18 protein-coding genes and 1 pseudogene are annotated in these 19,328 nt (G+C 38.6%); 11 read left to right on the top strand and 8 right to left on the bottom strand.

What is annotated here, in order from left to right; translation table 11 throughout:
• Positions 1-36: 36 nt before the first annotated feature.
• The 3 genes from AB6C75_RS16920 (at position 37) to AB6C75_RS16910 (ending at position 3,756) form a co-directional block, all read left to right on the top strand.
• A complete protein-coding gene (locus AB6C75_RS16920) occupies positions 37-660 on the top strand; it encodes a helix-turn-helix domain-containing protein (RefSeq protein WP_017097963.1) in 624 nt (207 codons plus the stop codon).
• 491 nt (positions 661-1,151) lie between these two features.
• Complete coding sequence (gene gcvT, locus AB6C75_RS16915) at positions 1,152-2,285, top strand: glycine cleavage system aminomethyltransferase GcvT (RefSeq protein WP_029223950.1); 1,134 nt, start codon at positions 1,152-1,154, stop codon at positions 2,283-2,285.
• A 313-nt stretch (positions 2,286-2,598) separates the two neighbouring features.
• Complete coding sequence (locus AB6C75_RS16910) at positions 2,599-3,756, top strand: trypsin-like serine protease (protein WP_372108322.1); 1,158 nt, start codon at positions 2,599-2,601, stop codon at positions 3,754-3,756.
• Between the two features lie 140 nt (positions 3,757-3,896).
• Here AB6C75_RS16910 and AB6C75_RS16905 read toward each other — a convergent pair whose 3' ends face one another.
• Positions 3,897-4,235, bottom strand: coding sequence for a hypothetical protein (locus AB6C75_RS16905; RefSeq protein WP_372108320.1), 339 nt, complete (start codon positions 4,233-4,235; stop codon positions 3,897-3,899).
• Between the two features lie 199 nt (positions 4,236-4,434).
• Here AB6C75_RS16905 and AB6C75_RS16900 point away from each other — a divergent pair, with 199 nt between their 5' ends.
• Entirely contained in the window at positions 4,435-4,752 is a 318-nt protein-coding gene (locus AB6C75_RS16900) for a helix-turn-helix domain-containing protein (RefSeq protein WP_009845174.1), read from the top strand.
• A gap of 161 nt (positions 4,753-4,913) precedes the next feature.
• Here the strand turns inward: AB6C75_RS16900 and arfB are convergent, their stop codons facing one another.
• Positions 4,914-5,324, bottom strand: coding sequence for an alternative ribosome rescue aminoacyl-tRNA hydrolase ArfB (arfB, locus tag AB6C75_RS16895; protein ID WP_012600691.1), 411 nt, complete (start codon positions 5,322-5,324; stop codon positions 4,914-4,916).
• Between the two features lie 87 nt (positions 5,325-5,411).
• Here arfB and AB6C75_RS16890 point away from each other — a divergent pair, with 87 nt between their 5' ends.
• Positions 5,412-6,017, top strand: a complete 606-nt coding sequence (locus AB6C75_RS16890) for a beta-phosphoglucomutase family hydrolase (RefSeq protein WP_372108328.1) — start codon at positions 5,412-5,414, stop codon at positions 6,015-6,017.
• Positions 6,018-6,085: 68 nt separating this feature from the next.
• On the opposite strand, the gene AB6C75_RS16885 is transcribed toward AB6C75_RS16890, so the two are convergent.
• The 4 genes and pseudogenes from AB6C75_RS16885 to AB6C75_RS16870 all read right to left on the bottom strand — a co-directional run.
• Positions 6,086-7,990: a diguanylate cyclase gene (locus tag AB6C75_RS16885; protein WP_372108318.1), complete on the bottom strand. Its 1,905-nt coding sequence runs from the start codon at positions 7,988-7,990 to the stop codon at positions 6,086-6,088.
• 240 nt (positions 7,991-8,230) lie between these two features.
• Positions 8,231-9,979: a formate--tetrahydrofolate ligase gene (locus AB6C75_RS16880; RefSeq protein ID WP_017100522.1), complete on the bottom strand. Its 1,749-nt coding sequence runs from the start codon at positions 9,977-9,979 to the stop codon at positions 8,231-8,233.
• Between the two features lie 294 nt (positions 9,980-10,273).
• On the bottom strand, positions 10,274-11,578 hold the full coding sequence (locus AB6C75_RS16875; protein ID WP_017097957.1) for an inosine/guanosine kinase: 1,305 nt from the start codon (positions 11,576-11,578) through the stop codon (positions 10,274-10,276).
• A 143-nt stretch (positions 11,579-11,721) separates the two neighbouring features.
• A pseudogene (locus AB6C75_RS16870) lies at positions 11,722-12,101 on the bottom strand (CreA family protein); the annotation flags it as partial.
• A 398-nt stretch (positions 12,102-12,499) separates the two neighbouring features.
• On the opposite strand from AB6C75_RS16870, the gene AB6C75_RS16865 reads away from it, so the two are divergent.
• The 4 genes from AB6C75_RS16865 (at position 12,500) to AB6C75_RS16850 (ending at position 14,533) form a co-directional block, all read left to right on the top strand.
• Positions 12,500-12,952, top strand: coding sequence for a hypothetical protein (locus AB6C75_RS16865; RefSeq protein ID WP_372108316.1), 453 nt, complete (start codon positions 12,500-12,502; stop codon positions 12,950-12,952).
• Positions 12,953-12,960: 8 nt separating this feature from the next.
• Positions 12,961-13,527 carry a class I SAM-dependent methyltransferase gene (locus tag AB6C75_RS16860; RefSeq protein ID WP_372108315.1) on the top strand — a complete coding sequence of 189 codons (567 nt, stop codon included), beginning with the start codon at positions 12,961-12,963 and terminating at the stop codon, positions 13,525-13,527.
• A 10-nt stretch (positions 13,528-13,537) separates the two neighbouring features.
• Entirely contained in the window at positions 13,538-14,158 is a 621-nt protein-coding gene (locus AB6C75_RS16855) for a hypothetical protein (RefSeq protein WP_372108313.1), read from the top strand.
• An 84-nt stretch (positions 14,159-14,242) separates the two neighbouring features.
• Positions 14,243-14,533, top strand: coding sequence for a BspA family leucine-rich repeat surface protein (locus AB6C75_RS16850; RefSeq protein WP_372108326.1), 291 nt, complete (start codon positions 14,243-14,245; stop codon positions 14,531-14,533).
• 208 nt (positions 14,534-14,741) lie between these two features.
• Here the strand turns inward: AB6C75_RS16850 and AB6C75_RS16845 are convergent, their stop codons facing one another.
• Both AB6C75_RS16845 and AB6C75_RS16840 read right to left on the bottom strand, forming a co-directional pair.
• Positions 14,742-16,316 carry a hypothetical protein gene (locus AB6C75_RS16845; RefSeq protein WP_372108311.1) on the bottom strand — a complete coding sequence of 525 codons (1,575 nt, stop codon included), beginning with the start codon at positions 16,314-16,316 and terminating at the stop codon, positions 14,742-14,744.
• 368 nt (positions 16,317-16,684) lie between these two features.
• Positions 16,685-17,284 carry a hypothetical protein gene (locus AB6C75_RS16840; protein ID WP_372108309.1) on the bottom strand — a complete coding sequence of 200 codons (600 nt, stop codon included), beginning with the start codon at positions 17,282-17,284 and terminating at the stop codon, positions 16,685-16,687.
• 494 nt (positions 17,285-17,778) lie between these two features.
• Between AB6C75_RS16840 and AB6C75_RS16835 the strand changes: the two genes are divergently transcribed.
• Positions 17,779-18,474: a hypothetical protein gene (locus tag AB6C75_RS16835; protein WP_372108307.1), complete on the top strand. Its 696-nt coding sequence runs from the start codon at positions 17,779-17,781 to the stop codon at positions 18,472-18,474.
• An 11-nt stretch (positions 18,475-18,485) separates the two neighbouring features.
• Complete coding sequence (locus AB6C75_RS16830; protein WP_372108305.1) at positions 18,486-19,076, top strand: hypothetical protein; 591 nt, start codon at positions 18,486-18,488, stop codon at positions 19,074-19,076.
• Positions 19,077-19,328: the final 252 nt, after the last annotated feature.

Here is a 19,328-nt window from a genome sequence, read left to right as displayed (position 1 = left end):
TTAATAGACAGGAAGTAAAAAATTAGTGAGGGACCTATGTCAGAAGACATTTATGATGAGTACCCATCTCTAACGTTGGCGAAGGAAACGTTAGACCAGAATATTGAACCACTTAGGCTTGGCCAGCGCATTAAAGACATCCGCGGTAAGCTTGGGATCACGCTAGAAGAAGCAAGCCAAAGAACAGGCTTGGCGCGTTCTACGCTCAGTAAAATAGAGAATGAACAGATCTCTCCGACCTTTCAAGCGATGCAGAAATTGGCTATGGGGTTGCAGATAAATATGCCGCAACTCTTTGAACCACCAAGAAAAAAAGTCGCTACAGGACGTCGTGATTTAACCAAAGTAGGCCAAGGTAAACCACACCCAACACCCACTTATGAACACGAATTGCTTGCCACAGAGCTCTCTAATAAGAAGATGATGCCGTTTAAGAGTCGAGTGAGAGCTCGTACTTTTGAAGAGTATAACGATTGGGTGCGCCACGATGGTGAAGAGTTCTTAATGATCATATCGGGTGATGTGATGTTCTACTCAGAATTCTACGAACCCGTGCCAATGAGTGAAGGCGATAGCATGTATTACGATGCGAATATGGGTCATATGCTGATTTCAACTAGTGCTGAAGATGCACTCATTCTGTGGGTGACTGCAAAATAACTGTAGGTCACAGCAAAATAACTGTAGGTCACAGCAAAATAAGCTAACAAGTTTTGAATTTCTTATAGTGGATGCAAACGTTTGCTTTTGTTTTGAACGTTAGCTAATAGACGCGATATTGATGCGAAAATCATCAATATCGCGTTTTTGTATGTACCGAACAATTGTTTTTAAATTGTTAAATGTCACATTTTGAGCTGTTTGACTATTGTTAAGGGTGTAAAACTGACGCAGGCTTGTTTATTATAGTGAACATGGTTTACTCATGTTGATTGAAGTTTACTGAAGTGAATTCTTAGAAAGTGAGTTGTATGGGTTCTGTACAGTTATTCATAATTTATAGAGCCAACGATATAAGCCTATATAAAGGACATCACTTTTTACTATCTACTGTTTCTAACGTTAACCAGTATCGTTAGAGGCGACTCTAAATAGAGATATAAGCGGCAGACTCGATTTTGGACAGCCTGCAACGCTTCATGGAGAATAAAATGACTCAAGAACACGCTAATCAAGACCTACTAACAACACCACTGCATGCACTTCACGTTGAAGAGGGTGCAAAGATGGTTCCTTTCGCTGGCTACGATATGCCAGTCCAGTACCCACTTGGTGTAAAGAAAGAGCATTTACATACTCGTGATGCTGCTGGTCTTTTTGATGTTTCTCACATGGGGCAACTTCGTCTACATGGTGTAAACGCAGCTGCTGTCTTAGAATCGTTGGTTCCTGTAGATATTATCGACCTTCCTTCTGGTAAACAGCGTTATGCGTTCTTTACTAACGAGCAGGGCGGCATTATGGATGACCTGATGGTTGCTAATTTAGGCGACCACCTATTTGTTGTTGTGAATGCAGCTTGTAAGACACAAGATATCGACCATCTAACGGCGCACCTTCCAGCTGACGTCGAAATGGAAGTGATTGATGACCGCGCTCTATTAGCCCTTCAAGGCCCTAAAGCGTCTGAAGTTCTTGCTCGTTTCCAACCTAGCGTTGCAGACATGTTGTTCATGGACGTTCAAAAAGTCGATATCGATGGCGTTGAATGCATCGTGAGCCGCAGTGGTTACACGGGGGAAGATGGCTACGAGATCTCTGTTCCTAACGATCACGCTGAAGCACTGGCACGCAAGCTAACATCAGAAGCGGAAGTTGAGTGGATTGGCCTTGGTGCTCGTGACTCACTTCGTCTTGAGTGTGGTCTATGTCTATATGGTCACGATCTAGATACAACGACAACGCCAGTAGAAGCCAGCCTTCTATGGGGCATTCAAAAAGTGCGTCGTACAGACGGTGAACGTGCAGGCGGTTTCCCTGGCGCTGATATCATCCTTGAGCAAATCGCAACCAAAGATGTTCAACGTAAGCGTGTTGGTCTTGTTGGTCAAACTAAAGCGCCAGTACGTGAAGGCGCTGAGCTGTTCGATGCTGAAGACAACAAGATTGGTGTTGTAACAAGCGGTACAGCGGGGCCTAATGCAGGCAAACCTGTTTCTATGGCATATGTACGCACTGATCTAGCAGTAATTGGCACTGAAGTATTCGCTGAAGTTCGTGGTAAGAAGCTACCAATGACAGTAGAAAAAATGCCATTCGTACCTCAACGTTACTACCGTGGCTAATCTCTTTTAAGAGCAACTATTAAGCTAAACAAAGCCTACTGTTTGATTCTCTGTATAGAGAAGTTCAATGGTAGGCTTTTTTGTTTAAGCCTGTCTCCCTTTTTATGAACGTATCTATTTTTATAAACGTATCTAATTTTAAGAGCGTATAACTTTCTATATCGCTACAAGCCCAGATACCTGAAAGTTCGTTTTTTAAAACGAGACATATGGCTATATCATTAAAATTGCTTACTATAATATTAGTGGTACGTGTTATGGTGACGATTCATCATTTTTGTAAATAAGTAGTAGGGGTTACAAGGAGTTATCTATGAATGTTAACCATACAATGAGTCCGGTTCGTAAAGCCGTTTTAGGGCTGTTAGCTCCATTGATTTACACATCAAGTGTTATGGCGACGGATAACTCGGTCGAAAGTGCTCCTAATGTCGGTGTTTCACCTTATATTATCAATGGTAGCCCCACAACAGATGCAGAACTAACTAATACTTATCCAACGTTTACTAGCCTGTACTTTCATGATGGTTCAAAATTTTCTAACTACTGTGGTGGAACCATTATAGATGCACAATTCGTGCTTACCGCTGCCCATTGTGTGTATGAAAGTTACGCGTGGATGCTTAATACTTGGGTTGTTCCAGGAATGGCAGATCAAACAAAATATAACAACGGTGGATACCAATCAGCACGAGTCGAAAAGATATATTATCCAAGTGACTATAGTAATAATCTTGATCCCATCAACGGGAAAGTATTACCAAACGATATTGCTATCTTGAAACTCAAAACAGCCTTAAATGTACGAGACTACTCTTCTTCAATTAACTCTACATTCGACAATGTCTATGCATTGAATCGTGGTCAAGATACGTTTAAGGCAGTTGGCCGAGGCTTGACGAGTCATATAACTGATGACCAAGGCAAAACTGTTTCTAGAACTGCTACCAATGTAGTAAATCAAGCGAATTTAACCTTCGATGCTACAAATAGCTGTAATTCAACAGACAAACAGCTTTGTTTTGATGGAGCGCAGTTCAATGGATACAAAAACTCGACCTGTAATGGTGATTCAGGCGGTCCTGTCTATTGGTGGGATGGGGTTAGCTATCAGCAAATAGGCATTACGAGTTACGGGCCAGCTACATGTGGAAGCCTTACTGAAAAATACACGTCTGTTTTTACGGAAGTTTATGATTATGCAGGATGGATAGATCGAGTTGTTTCAGGCACTGAAAACGCAACTTTTGAAGTTAGAAGTACACCGAGTTCTCGTGTTCTCGTACGAGTGAGCGATGGTGAAACCGTTGATTCATCTTCTGCTTTGTTAAATGAAACGTCAATGCCGAAGATAAGCCTATCGGGCGGGTCTAATTCAGGCACCAACTCAGGCTCTAGTAGCGGCGGTTCTTTGGGGTTCTTGTCGATATTCGCGCTTGGTTTACTTATTTTAAGAAGACAATCTATTTAAAGTTAAGTAGACGTTCATCAGCATGATTGAGGGCTATACCTCGACAGGTTGTTCATTTAAGCATTAATGAAAGAAGTCTTAGATTAAGTCGACGCTAAAAAGCATCAGCGTCGACTTGGTTATTTCGGTGTACTATCGCTTCAAACTTGTCGATATGCCTGCTTATTGATTTTCGCCTTCCTGCTATACCTTTCGACAATTTCATCCATTTGCTTTATGGCATCGTTGATATTTTGAATACCACCTTGTACAACACCTTTCTCGCTTTGGTTCAATGCAGAAAAGGCCTGTTTTAATTCTTTATCTTCCAGCATATTTCCGTGTAACAGCACTTCTTTGTAAGTCAGTAATCTCTGCTGTACCGCAACAATTTTATTACGGGTATCTTCTGATTCTAAAGCCTGTTGTATGCAAGGAAATGCCAATTTATAGAGATTCGCAATTTCCAATTTCACGCTATCATTATTCGCAATTTGCAATTTTTCTTATTTCCTAGCTCTTGATAATTCAAACTTATCTGCCCGTGAGTTAACGCCGTTGTAAGTATGAAAGTCCATGAAACGTAACGTTTTTATCGGCCGAATAATATGCCTTTAATCGCTTATGTAAACTGTTCTAAGTCAATATGGTCTGCTTCTTGCTGAAATTAGGTCATAACTGTCTATTCTGGAGGTGCTTATGTCACAAGAACCTATAGTCATTGCGCTGATTGAGCGTAGGAAGCTAGGCAATTGGTCTCAAGAAAAATTAGCGGCTAGCGCAGGGATGAGCTTGAAAACCTATCAACGAATTGAGCGGGGAGAGGCTGATATCAAAATGTCTCAGTATCGTTCGATCACGAGAACCTTGAAAGTTACGGACTTGGATGTCGTACTCGACGTTGTAGGAGCGTCTGAAGCAGCAGCGGAAGATGTAGCTGCTGCTAGTCGTTTGTTAACCAGTGAAGAGCGAATGCTGTTGATTAAACTGATTTTGTCGGTCAAAAAACAGAAGTAGCGTTTTGTTCTAATAGACACTTTCTAATCAATAGTATTGCGAATATGTAGCCTCAAAGAACCAGTCTTCGAATAAACAATGTCAGGTATCGTCTTTTGTCCAGCTAGTTAGAGCTAAAATGATTGTTTCATGGTGAGGTGCTCACTACGGACATGAAACAATTAGTCTACTCTTCCGCGAAGTTGTTTGGTGGTGCTTCTTTGCTTTTTACTTTCTAAACGTCTTTTTTGAGAGCCGCGTGTTGGCTTGGTTGCTCGTCTCACTTTTTGAACTTTTGTTGCTTCTAAGATCAGCTCTTTCAAACGTACCAAAGCATCGTCTCGGTTTTGCTCCTGAGTTCTGTACTGTTGAGCTTTAATGATAATCACACCATCTTTAGTGATACGACCATCTTTATGTGCCAGGAGTTTTTCTTTATAGAAATCGGGTAGGGTTGAGTGCTTTATGTCAAAACGTAAATGTATCGCACTCGATACTTTATTGACGTTTTGACCTCCGGCTCCTTGAGCTCTGATCGCGGTTAGCTGGAGTTCCCAGTCTTGAATTGAAACAGAGTTAGATATTTGTAACATAAACATCCATTTTGAACAGTAATATGGGGTCATGATACTGAATATTGGGTATGGTATCAGTAACTTTCTTAAAGAGTGGTAGTAGTGATGAAAATTGATTTAACGGCGTATGAAGGATTAATCTTTGATATGGACGGTACGTTGATCGATACAATGCCAGCACATGTGAAAGCATGGCAACAAACGGCGGAAGAGTTCGGCTTTTATTTCGAAGCGTCTTGGCTGCATAGCTTAGGTGGAATGCCGAGTTATAAGATCGCGGGTGAGGTAAATAGTAAGTACGGTTTATCGCTCGACCCACAAGCGGTTTCTACGTTTAAAATGGCTTCGTTTGCAGCTATTGAAGACAAAGGAGATATTATCCCTTGTACGTATTCTCTTTTGATAGACCATCTCGGTGACAAGAAGATTGCGGTTGGAACGGGCAGTCAACGCAAGAGCGCAGAACAACTGTTAGATAAAACGGATATCTTGAGTACGTTGGATATCTTAGTGACAGCGACAGATGTGAAGAATCATAAACCAAACCCTGATACTTTCTTAGCTGCTTGTTTTGGTATGGGTTTACAGCCAAAGCAGTGTGTTGTGTTTGAAGATACTCACCTTGGTAAGCAGGCAGCCCATGCTGCGAATATGGATTGCATTCTGGTAGTCGAAGGGAATACGCTTGAGTTCTACCCCGCACCGAGTTGATTGTTAAGTGAACGACTCTAGAGTGAAATGAACAAGTTAGCGGGGCGGTGGTGCGACTCAGGCTTCTGCTATGCAATTTCGCTCATTTCGCTATCAAGGAACAAACATACACTGTTTCTACCTACTGCTTTTGCTTCGTATAGTGCTAAATCGGCGCACTTATAATTGAGTGCAGGTTCACCTGTTAGGTTGGTTATTCCGCCACTTATTGTAACGACGTTGTCGAACTCGATACTGATCGCGATTCTCAGCCTATTAAGCACATAGTCGGCTTCTTGTGGTGTCGTGTGAGGCAAGATAACCCCAAACTCTTCTCCACCAATACGAGCCACGAAATCGGTATCTCGGCATTCACGTTGCAGTACCTGTGCTACGATTTGAATCGCTTTATCGCCATAATCATGTCCAAACCTATCGTTAATGCGTTTGAAATGGTCAATATCCAATATGGCTAAGCAAGACTGCTCGCGACTAGGGTAACGACTAACGCGAGAACACTCGTCACGAAGCTCCAGGTCGAACTTTCGTCTATTCCAACAGCCAGATAGTGCATCTTTTTCGCTAAGGTTTCTCAGTTTATTCTCGAGCTCTTTGCGTTTGCTGATATCAACAAATGATGCAACATAAAATTGAATCACATCTTTTGAGTCTTTGATGGTTTGTATTCGAAGAATTTCCGTGATGAAGGTGCCATCCTTTCGTCGGTTCACCACTTCGCCTTCCCACATCCCTGTCTCTTTAATGACGCTCCACATTTTAATGTAGAACTCTTCATTATATCGGCCAGCGTTAAACAATGAAGGCTGTTTACCTTTTACATCTTCTAACTCGTAGCCACTGACACGGGTGAACTCTTGGTTTACTTTTATGATTCGGTTATTTTTGTCTGTGATTAATAGGGCAGACATACCGTTCATTGCTGCTTTGGCGAGTTGGCTTTCGATACTGTTCTTTTTATGATTTCTGTTCCACAGTACGAAACCTGCAGAAATCATTGAAATCAATATCGAGAGTATGATTATCTGAACGACTATGGCGTGATTTTCTTGTTGAAACTGAGTGTTAAATTGATGTTCTTCAATATGAAGAACCATATAAATTGGTCCTTCAAACTGCTTAATCTTAGGGCTGATGTCAGAGTGAAAATACCAGTTTTTACCATCAAAATAGCTGGATGAGGTGCCGCTTTGAATATTCTGCCACAGGCCTGGGGCTAGTTTTGCATACGTCTTGTCTGAACGTGATTCAATCACATGCCCAAATGAATCCTCAGGGTCGGGACCCATGATGACATGACCAGTATTATTAAGGATGACCGGAACTGTCGCTGATGTACCTATCTGGTAATGTAAGCGATCATAGATCTCGCGCATATTTAGGTTAGCAATGAAATAGCCAATAATGTGCTCCCCTACAGTGACAGGCGTCATAATGCGAAGTGTCGGCGAAAAGGGGCGAACTAACTCTCCATTTTCAACTTCTAGATCAATGCCTGTAGCTTTAACTTCTCCAATCTCTAATTCTTGTAGCTTTTTGTAGTAATCACGAGAGGATTTGTTTTGTAACTCGTGGTCTGGAGTGACACTTGCGTGGCCATCTTTATAGTTGACGCGGAATACTTCATTAGCGTCTAGATCTAGGAAACGCAGTTGAGAGTAGTATTGTTGCCCGTGTGCCAATACAACCCACAGATCCTGCAGTGCTTGTTTGTTAGTAACTGAAGGCTCGGAAATGGAACGAAGTAGGGTCTGTGAGGCGGCAATAGAGGGAACCGCGTTTGATATTTGCTCAACAATAATAGCGAGTTGATGGAAGCTGTATTCGATTTGGTTTTGATTAGACTGTTTGATGTTTAGCGCATACTGGGCTTCAACCCGTTCAAATTCAGAGTTTATATAGAGAGCAGGGACTAATCCTAGGACAAACAAGGTACATAGAAATTGGCTGATCAGTTTTTTTATACTCGTATTCATCACTGTCCTCGAAAAATCAGCGCAATACTATATATTTTGTAGGCCTATTAATGTGATCTTGACCCAAAACTTATAATCAGATGTGCATATTATTTCGTTTTTAATGAAATTTATTGCACTTGGGGTGTTAATTGAGCAATTAGGTATCAGAAACGAGACCTGTCCGCAAATATAATGGGGAGCATAGTACGGACAGGTTATTCTAGATAAAGCGGATTTTTAGCCTATGTCTGGTCGTAATTAACTTAAGCCAACGATGTTTCCTTTGCTATCAATGTCCAACGACATAAAAGCCGGTTTATCCGGTAGGCCTGGCATGGTCATTACATTGCCGCACAGCGCGTAAATAAAGCCAGCACCAGCACACAGTTTTAGCTCCCTAACGGGTACGTCAAACTGAGATGGTGCACCTTTTACGTGTGCTTCTGTCGAGATCGATAGTGGTGTTTTTGCTAAACAAACCGATAGGTCGTTATAGCCATGCAGTTTGAATTCGGCCAGTTGTTTTTTAGCCAGTGGAGATAGCGAGATACTTGCTGCGCCATAGCCAACTTCAGCGACGGCCATCAGTTTTTCTTCTAGGCTTTGCTTTGAGTGATACAACGGCTTAAATTCACTCTGTTTTTGGCAAGCTTTTACTACGGCGTGAGCCAATTTAGTCGCCCCTTCGCCACCCTGACCAAATGCTTCGCTTACTTCAACACTAACGCTTGGGTCGAAGTCGGTGATCATCTGTTTCAAAGCATCGAGCTCTTGAGCTGAATCTTGTGGAAATCGATTGATCGCAACAACGGTAGGCACTTGGTATTGCTTAACGCTGTTGATGTGCCATTTAAGGTTCTCAAACCCTGCAATAAGCGCGTCTTGGTCATCATTAAAGATTGAATCTGGTAGCGGAGTTCCTGGTCTCAAATCGTATAAACCTGAGTTGGCTTTTAGACCACGTAATGTTGCGACAATAACAGCACAATCTGGATTTTTTTTCGATGCTTTCACTTTGATGTTACATGCTTTCTCAAAACCCATATCTGAGCCGAAGCCACCTTCCGTCACGACAAAGTCACTTAGCTTTAACGCAACCTTATCGGCAATAATAGAAGAGTTACCGTGTGCGATGTTAGCGAATGGCCCGGCGTGGATTAGGGTAGGAACCCCTTCAAGGGTTTGCATCAATGTTGGCTCTATGGAGTCTTTCATTGTGACTGTCATAGCACCTGCTACGTTGAAGTCATCTGCAGTTAATGGCAAGCCTTGGTTGTTGTATGCGAGTACCACTCGTCCGATACGCTTTCTTAAATCTTGGAGGTCATCAGTGAGAGCAAGAATAGCCATCAGCTCTGAAGCGGCTGAGATGTCAAAGCCATCCTCGCGCTCAAAGCCATTAATTGTTTTGTCTGCTTCGTTCTTGCCAACCGTGATCATACGCAGTGCGCGGTCATTGTGGTCAAGTACACGTCGCCACACGATTCTGCGTGGGTCGATATCCAGAGCTTTTAAGCCTGAGCGAGCCTCAAAGGCTTCTAACCCTTCACGTTGCTCATGATACAAACGAGCGTCAATAGCGGCAGATGCGAGGTTATGAGCGACTGTTACGGCATGAATGTCGCCAGTCAGGTGAAGGTTCAATTGCTCCATTGGGGCAACTTGTGAATAGCCACCGCCGGCTGCACCACCTTTTACACCAAATACCGGGCCCATTGAAGGTTGGCGAATGCAGGCCATAGCGGATTGGTTAATCTTTGCTAGACCTTGTGCTAGTCCGATAGTGGTGACGGTTTTGCCCTCACCAAGAGGCGTCGGTGTGATGGCCGTAACCACGACTAATTTACCATCTTGTTGGCTAGCGAGGCGTTCAAGTGATGTGAGAGACACTTTAGATTTGTATTGCCCTAATGGCTGATGTTCGTTGTGGTGCAGGCCAGCTTGCTTGGCAACTTCACTGATGTTTTTAAGGGGAGTAGAGCGACAAATATCAATATCAGACAGCATATTTGATCCTTATATCAGAACCGAAAGGTGGTACGTAAACGTTTGCGTGGCGATAGTACTGTATAAATTTGCCAAGTAAAGGCAAACCACATCAATTATGTGCTGGAAGATAACAGATCTAAAGAGTCATTGCGCGAGATCAAATCTTAAACGAGCAAAATATTCGATCTGATTACCTTCAGCTGCCGTTATATTGGTGTTGAATACAAAAAGGGCTGCATATAGCAGCCCTTCAAGGAATGGGTAATCCAACTTGGCGTTAACCTCTAAGAGTTAACTACCTAATAGAGTCGCTTAACGATCCCAGTATGTTTCTTCTAAGCTATCTTCGCGTTCAGGTAGTGCACGAGAAAGGCGAGGAGAGTGCTGAGTCAACACTTCATAGCTTACACGGTTTGAGTACTTACAAATTTGAGACAGAGAAGAATACGTTAGACACGAGTGCTCGTGCTTTTCTGAGTTTGGTACATTCACGTGGTGGTAGCTGTTTGCTGCCATGTCGTGTAAAAGTGCAGAAAGTGCACCATCACCAGCACCATTGGTGTTTTTAATTTCGCGCGGGCCACCAAGATAAGGGCCAATGTGAGAGTAGACTTTTACCGGATCTTGACAGTCTTGCTTACGCATAGCACGGCTGAACTCGAATTTATTGAACTCAGGAATGTTACCCGGTAATAATGGCAGAGTGGTTTCGCGTTTCGCAGGCTCGTCAGTGTAGCCAGCCATGTATAAACCGATAGGGCCTGCAGTACAGAGAACGAGGTCAACCCACTCAAGTGCTTTGTTAGCAGCTAGAAGCGGATCTTTTTCACCCGTTAACGCTTCACCTTCGTCTTCGTTCATCGCGACGATGGTTACGTTTTCTTTCAGATATTCTTGCCACCATTCCGCATTACCTTCGATCACGTACTTAGTACCAAGTGTTAGTACAACTGGCACATTGTGCGCTTTCGCGTATTCAATCGCTTTTTGTACCGCTTTTGGCATCGGATCTTCAGGTTTGCCGCGCATTAGGTATGACGACACAACCAATGCTGATGCTTTCTCGAACACTTTTTCAGGAACGCTTTCAGGAAGCAGTTGGTTCATGTGGCCTTCGTTGATTGCAAACGTACGTTCACCATCTTCAGAAATAAGCGTGTAGCAACGACCAATAGGACCATCAACCGTTTGAAGGTGATTTAGATTCATACGAGAAGAAGTGCGGCAAAGGTAACGATAACCAAATGAGCCAACTTCAATCTTCTTAGACATAACGCCGAGCAATACAGATTTACTGTCTGCAAGTACGGAATAGTTGTGCAGTGTGTTGCCGATAGTATCGCCAGGGTATTGATGCGTGATCAAACCGCGCTCAACTAACTCTTCGTACAGCGCATCTGCTTTACTCTCTTCCAATACCAGTGAGTGACCTTTACTCAGCTCATATTTTTCAAGGAACGCGTTATCAACACGGGCTTCGATATCAACAATCGTTTGACCAACACCGACAATTGTTGCGCGGTGAAGCTTAGGCGTTTGTTGCATTTGGTTGACCAACGGATCACGTGCGTGAGTTGGAAAGTAGTGTTTAGATTTACGCTGTCCAGGAAACTTCATATGAAAAATACAGTGAAAAAATTTTGCCGAATGATATCACATTTTGTTTCTGATTCTTTCATTTTTATTACATTTAGAATCACCTGTACGATGTCTGTACAGGTGACTCGTTTTACTTTTCGCTTGAGGGCATTTACGTGAGCCTATTCCGCTGGGAGGAGTGTTGCTGGATCAACGTAAGCCTCAGTACCCCATAGGGGAACGGTTGAAAGGCTATGCTGAAACTGCCTTCTGTTTCTTTGGTGGTGTATGACAAGTAAAGCAGCGATTGATTCTCTGCATCGTAGATACGACGAACCTTCATTGTTTTAAAGAAGATACTTTTTGATTGTTTGAACACCACTTCACCAGATTTGCTTTTGTCTATTTTAGCAATCATTTCTGATGTAATTTCACCGGTTTGACGACAAGAAATAGAGCTATCGCTTGGATCGGAAAGGCTAAGGTTTGCTTCGATTGAAGCGATATGACAAGTCACACCTGCGATTTTATCATCATCTAAAGAAGACATTTTGATATCCTTGGATACTTACCTTATTACACAACTATTTTTTATGGGGCTTATGGACACGCTTACCTAAATAAAGGTGTTACAAGTTTATTATATTTCCACAGTGTCATTTGAGAATGAGTAATCCAGTTTTCCTTTTCTTTTAAACTTAATAAACTCTTTCTTCTCGGTCGATTCAATAACTTTTACTTGAAATGGCGTTAAGTTGTTTTTGTATGAGAAATAATGTTCCTCGATGTGATTTTTGTATAATTTATTCAGTGTAATGCTCAACTCTTTTCCCTGAAATTAAAGGTGTTAACTTAGGACACATTTGCACATTTCTCGATTACTTACCAGTATTGTGTTAATATACAGTATGTTGATTTTTTCTGTTTGATTTAACAAGCGATGAGCAGTTGGGTTTAAAGGTGGTTGAGAAATTTACTGATAAGGTTAGATTTTCAGAGTGGTCAAACTCAAAAGTACCACAGGTAGCTGCTGGCGTTTATGCAATATGGGAAGGTGACAAACTTGTCTATTGTGGTATGTCAGGGCGAGAAATAGAAACAAAGCGTCATAAAAAGAAATATGGATTAGTGACACGTCTTAATAGCCATGCGTTAGGAAGATTAAGCGGTGATCAGTTCTGTGTTTATGTCGCAAACCAATTAGTCATTCCAAGTCTGAAAGAAACTGATTTTCCTAAGTTTGCTTCGGGCGAGTTGACCTTAGATATGCTTACGAAACAATACATCCATTCAAAACTTGAGTATCAATATGTCGTTGTTGATACGAGTAAAGAAGCATATGGTCTTGAAAATCAAGCGAGAATTGGCGATGTATTTGGTCAGAAGCCAATGCTCAACCCAATTCAAAGCTAGGTAAATTAATGAATTACTATAACGAAAATGCCAGTACATTTTTTGAAGGCACAATTGACGTAGATATGAGTTCTTTATGCTTAGAGTTCTTACCATATTTGAAAAGTGGCAGTCTAATTCTTGATGCTGGATGTGGTTCTGGTAGAGATAGCAAATATTTCTTATCGAAAGGTTTTGAAGTTCATGCCATAGATGCGAGTGATGAATTGGCTAAATTAGCGGAAGTGCAGATAGCACAAATAGTTGAAGTTACGACATTTAAAGACTTTACCACTGATAAAGCCTTTGATGCTATTTGGGCTTGTGCTTCTTTACTACATGTACCTTTTGAAGAGCTGTCAGTATCGATATCAAACTTAGAGCGATGTTTGATAACTGGTGGTTCATTTTATTGCTCTTTTAAATTGGGTAACGATGAAGTAGTGCGTGGTGGACGAAATTTTACCAACCTCAATGAAGAGCTATTAGAGCAAGTTCTGACCAACACTTCATTACGAATATCTAAAGCCTGGATTACTGGTGACGCTCGTAAAGGCCGAGAAGAAGACAACCAAAACAACAAAATCTTTGTTTGATAGCATCGTTATGCAAATGGATTGGTCTGTTTATGTTGAGAAAGTGCAGCAAGACAAAAATCATGCTATTGACCAGCGTTTGGAGTTACTAGAAGTGATCCAAGGTTACTTTCAGCAATATGAAAATTATGAATCTATGCCACTTGGTGCAAGAAAGACTATTGCTGGTTTACCTAATCTGACACATGAACATTGGGGCTGGTTCGGTAGCATGAAAGGAGCTGGGGTATATCACAGCAATATAAACAACAATAATCCGTTTATATCCGAAGCGTTAGACCATATTCCTCTTCATGGCGAGGTTACATTATTACAATTCAATCGCTATGTTGAGTCTTTCAAAAAAGCATTTCCTAACGGTAGAGATGGTACTGGCATAGCCAGTCGTTTGTTGGCGATGAAACGTCCTGACTTCTTTGTCTGCATTGATTCAAAAAACAATAAGGCAATGTGCTCTGACTTTGGTATCACAATGTCAAACATGACGTATGAACGCTATTGGACAGAGTTCATACGTCGAATTCATGATTCGGTATGGTATGAAAAAGAACAACCAAGAGATCAATTAGAAAATCAAATATGGAAAGGTCGAGTTGCTTTATTGGACTGTATTTTCTATGAAGAAGAGTAAATCTCGACTACTTATTTGTAATTAAGGATTATCCATTGGAAAAAGAAACACAAACGGCATTTGTTAACCGAGTTATGGGGTTAGATTTTTGCTCATAAAACTGTTAATTATGATATCACAAAGTGGGACGTGTCTCAGGGAACCAATTTCACATTAACATTTCTGTATTCAACAGATTTTAACCAAAATTTAGACAGTTGGGACGTTTCAAGTGGAAAATCGTTTTTAGGAACATTTACGGGAACCTCTTTTAATCAAGATATATCAAACTGGGATGTTTCAAATGGAATTGATTTTGAGAGTATGTTTGAAGAGAGTCCATTTAACCAAGACATAGGTAATTGGAACACTTCAAGCGGAAAAGTGTTTGATTAAATGTTCTACAAAGCAAGTAACTTTGATCAAGATTTAAGTGGTTGGGATACGACAAACGCAGAACGATGGCTTGGATTCAACGATAGTTCACCAATTTCAAATGCGAATATCCCGATAATATTTAGGTGAAATTTGTTTTAGGATGTAAGTAATTATTAAAAGGAGAGTTTAACCTCTCCTTTATGATATATAACTTACTCACATCGACTTATTTAACTGGGCCTAATACTCTGTTTAAATACTCGTCATCGTCACTTCCGTCAAGTCTTTTAGCTTCTTGAGCAAGTCTGTTAGAGTTTAATATCGTTCTCATATATACACCAAGAAGTAAATCTATATCACTATGTTTGTAATTACTAATGTTTTTCTGTGTAAATGTTCTAGGGTGTGCTTGTTTTAATTTTTTGAATGAATATGTCTTATCGTCTTTATTGTAAACATATTCAACTGCAGCTTTTGCATAATTAACATGAACAAAACTAATTTCACGTTTACCTCTTGTTGAATCTAAAATAATAGCGACTGGTTTATCTTCGTCATGCTTTAACTCCACTGTGCCATATTTGGCATTTTTAGTTGAAGAATCGTCAAGAAGAATTCGTTCATATTCATAATTAATAGAATCAGAGATCATTTTACGTAAATGCGATGTACTTATTTTATTGTAAGCTTTTAGTTTATTTTCATCAATATTTTCTTCAAATAAAGCTAACTTCGTGCCTATAGAATCTTCTTGTTCCTTAATCTTTTTCTCGTTATTTTCTTTGACACTTTTCAAGCCTCTTTCAGTAACACCTAATCGAGAACTGATTTCTTTTATCGCTGCTTTGTTTGCCTTTTTTTGAGTTTTTAGAATTTTTGAATAATCAACAGGTGTAACGTCTTGTTTTTTCATTTTCCATTCACCCATTTTAGGGTATTCAACAACAAGTGTATCGATCTGTTTGTCAACAAGAGATATAAACTCTGGATCATCTTTTAAATGTTTGATAATTTCCGAGTCGAATTTTTTAAAAAAGTTTGTTGTTACACAAAGTGTTGAGTTTACTTGTTTGTAATAAGCACTTTTAATTGGTTTATCTTCATTATAGACAAAGCCTTCACCTTTACATGTTTTTTCTTTCATTGAAGGTTTGCTTACACTTTTTAGATTAAATCTTTTTACTTCAAAATCATTGTCTGTAATGTATTTATTAACATGCTCGAAAACTTCTTTATTAACAGTTTCTGCTGCTGTTTCTGCGTCTTGAAGTATCTTTTCTGTTTTCATTTGTTCTTCAAGAACGATATTAGCTTCTGAATAATATGCTTCATTGTTAGCTAAAATTGTTTTTTCTTCTTCTCGAAGTTTTGCTAAATATTCAGTTTCTCTTTTTATTTCATTTTGTCTCATTTCGTTTACAATGGAATCAACATCTTTCAATTGATCTTTGTAAGAAGTAAAAGCCAATTGTAATGAAATTAGGCGGATGTTATCTTCACTGAAATAATGCTTATAAGTATGAAAATCAGGGAAATCTTCGTCTTTAGGGATTTCATCAAAGCTTGAAAATTTACTTCCTAGTGTTAAATCACGAAACCAAGGTTCTGTCTGTTTTCTAATTTTTTTAGCTGCTTCAATATCTTCAGCTTCAATATAAAATACAGTTCTTTCAACTTGGTCATTAGGCATAGCAAGAAGACCACCTTTTGATAATGTAATATCACCACCAAAGAATGCATTGGCAGAGAATGAAAAACTTGCTGCTATTGCTAAACTGATAACTTGTTTACTTGTATACATATAAATCCTTAAATTACTTCCATTTTAAGAGTGATATAATTAGACCAATCCCATTGAATATTAACATAAATTGTTGCAAATGTAATATTGGATCTATATCTATGGGCTATGCTCGAAAGTTTTTTGAATCGGTTATAATCATTGGTATCTAAATTTATTTTTATATTTATAAATATTGAATTAGTTTAGTGAACATAACTAACGATTAAGAAAACGAAAAGCTTTATGATTGTAATTCCGAAATTGAACATTACATTTTAACGCTTGCAGGTGGTTAAAAACTATTGAGTAAGTTAGTAGAAAATCCTATTGGCGATAAATGATAAATAATGGGAAGTATAAACCGCAGTTTATTGCGGTTTTTGAGTTTAATTTTCTTGTTTTAAATTTTCTTCACAGGCTGATGACACATAGCGGCTCCTATTATTTTCAAAATCTTCATTTACTTTGTAAGTTAAATTGAAGATCTTTTCTTTCCCACTTAAAGCTAATGGAACTTTACGCTTGAAAAATTCACCATCTTTTAAACTTAAACCACTAGATTCAAATATTTCTAATGTATATTCGTCTGGAATATCTCTTTCAAATGTTAAAACGAATTTTTTACCACCTCGCTTAAGTTTTTTTTTATTATATGGTTTTTCATAGAAAGTGATTGTCGTATCTTTTTCTTGCAAATCTATCATTCGTATTGCTTTCTTATTATTAAGATACATAGCAAGGTTAAAATATTTTGTAAATATAATATCCTCAAAAAGCACACGATCATAATCCTTCTCACTAGACAGTACTAAACCATTTAAACGAGAAGTCCCATGTTTTTCAGCATAGTAAAAATAATCTTTACATATAGTTTGATCCGCACCTTTTACTAAATATGATAGATCTTGTTCTTCTAACTTGTTGCCGTTAGCAAAGCAAGAGAAAAAAATCACTGAATAAATTAAAGAAGAATATTTTATTTTCATTTATATTAAGTCCTGTAAAAATTAAAGAGACAACATAGAAAATACAACGCTATCGGACTTGTTGCAATCAAATGTGTTTATTATGTGAAGTGTATAGTTGAATTGAAGATTCTAACCACCAATATTTTGTAATCAAGACAAATTTATGAGAATGGACTTTTTCGAATTAGCGAAAATGAATTTTTGCATTCGACTGGTTAGATTATAAACCTTGTAGTGGGGCTTATGCTTTTATAGATATTAATATGTAAACTTGTGTAAATGATAGTGTGGAATGAAATCTTTATACTACTCATTGATAATAAGCTCAATAGGTGAATTTGTGCTCTGAGCTAAAGATAATAGAACTAAAGGAGTCAAGTCGTCTTTTAAAGCTAACCAGAAACCAGATAAACGACACGTTTTTCAACTTTAAGGGAAGAAAAACTTGAATTGATAAATATCAACTTATATTATTGTTTTTAAATGAATCGTTACTTAAAAGAGATAAATCTATGGCTTTGGCTAATGAAAAATATGGTAAAGAAAGTCCTGAAATAATTAATGGTGAAAAAATTGATCCGTATGTGGATTTTTCTCAAGAAACCATTAAAGATATCAAAAACGCTGAACGTGGTGTTCAAAAAGGCTTCATTGCTGTTTTTTTTGGTTATTATGAAGGCTGTGATGCAGGAGAAATTGTTAAAACAATTGGGCGTACAATTGTTTTAATTGGTTTTTTTATTTTTGGTATAGATTCAGGTATATATTGGGCTTGTCTTCCTTTACCACTCATTATCTCTTTGGCTTTTTATCTAATGAGAGGTAACAATAAAGCGGCAAGAGCTTGGAATAAAACTTTAGACTATGTTCTTGACGATATTAAAAAAATGGAAGAAGCTGAAAAACTAGAAAATAAAAAACTAAGAGAAGAAGACCGAATTAGAGTTGCACAAGAAATAATGAAATCCACTGGAATGAATGGTAAATCCGAAGAAGAAGTTAAAAATATTGTTGAACATGCTCAATTACACGGTTTAGATTCTATTAATGAAAATACAAAAATAAAACCAATTGAAGATGTTGATTATGAAATTGACAAGAAAAAAATTGACGACAAAATTGCTGTTGTTGATGAAGAACTTACGATTCTTTATAAAGAAAGAGATAGAGTTTTTAATCTTACTACACTTAAAAATGAAAATGCATAGGACTCAAAATTGTGATTGATAAAAAATTAAATATTTTACTTTCTGTTATGTCTATCCTCGTTGTCAGCACTTTATTTCGCAATCTCTTGTCTTTTGACAGTGTAGGTGTTTCAGATAACGTTGTATTGACTGGAATGTTCCTTATTCTTTCTATAGGCGTGATTGTTGGATTAAAATTCATTATTATCGATGATCTTATTCCTAGAACTTTTGACTTTTTTAAGTTGATTACTGGCAATAAGGATGAAGATGCATATCGATGTTATTCAATGACTCTTAAAGAGTTTTTCTTTTATTTGATTGTTGTTACTGCATTTGTATTTAATTTAAAGCTAGGTGGTTCGGAATATGATATTGCTCCATTACTTCCATTTGATTTTTATGGGTTTCTATATAATCTTGGCTTACCAATGATGCTAACACATTTAGTTCTTATGATAGTTGGTTGTTTAAGTTTCTTTTATATTCTTTCTACACACTTCCAACGGTCAGAAGTATACGACTATAAAACAGAAGTACTTCACGAGATTAATGAAAGAATTAATCTTCTAGAAGATAGAAAAGAAAAATATACAGAGGAACTTTTTGATTTAAAAGGTTGACATAAATAACTAGCATTTTATATAAAAATTCCATTATTTTCTATATGAAACTTAAAATTAAAATCATTGATGATTAAAATAAAAAATACTTTAACTAACGAATCGTTATCACGGATAGAGTATCTTGTAAGCTTAATGAGGATTAAGCTTAAGAGATCCTTTCATTAATGTATTCTAGTAATATCATTCCCATTTACACTAGGGCGTGTTGATCTTTCGTGAGTGTTTTTTGAACAGCATGGTAAAGAGTTA

Origin of the sequence: Vibrio sp. 10N.237.312.B06 (assembly GCF_041464685.1) — a bacterium.
Taxonomy (GTDB): Bacteria; Pseudomonadota; Gammaproteobacteria; order Enterobacterales; family Vibrionaceae; genus Vibrio; species Vibrio tasmaniensis_A.
This window is presented reverse-complemented; position numbering and strand designations above follow the sequence as displayed.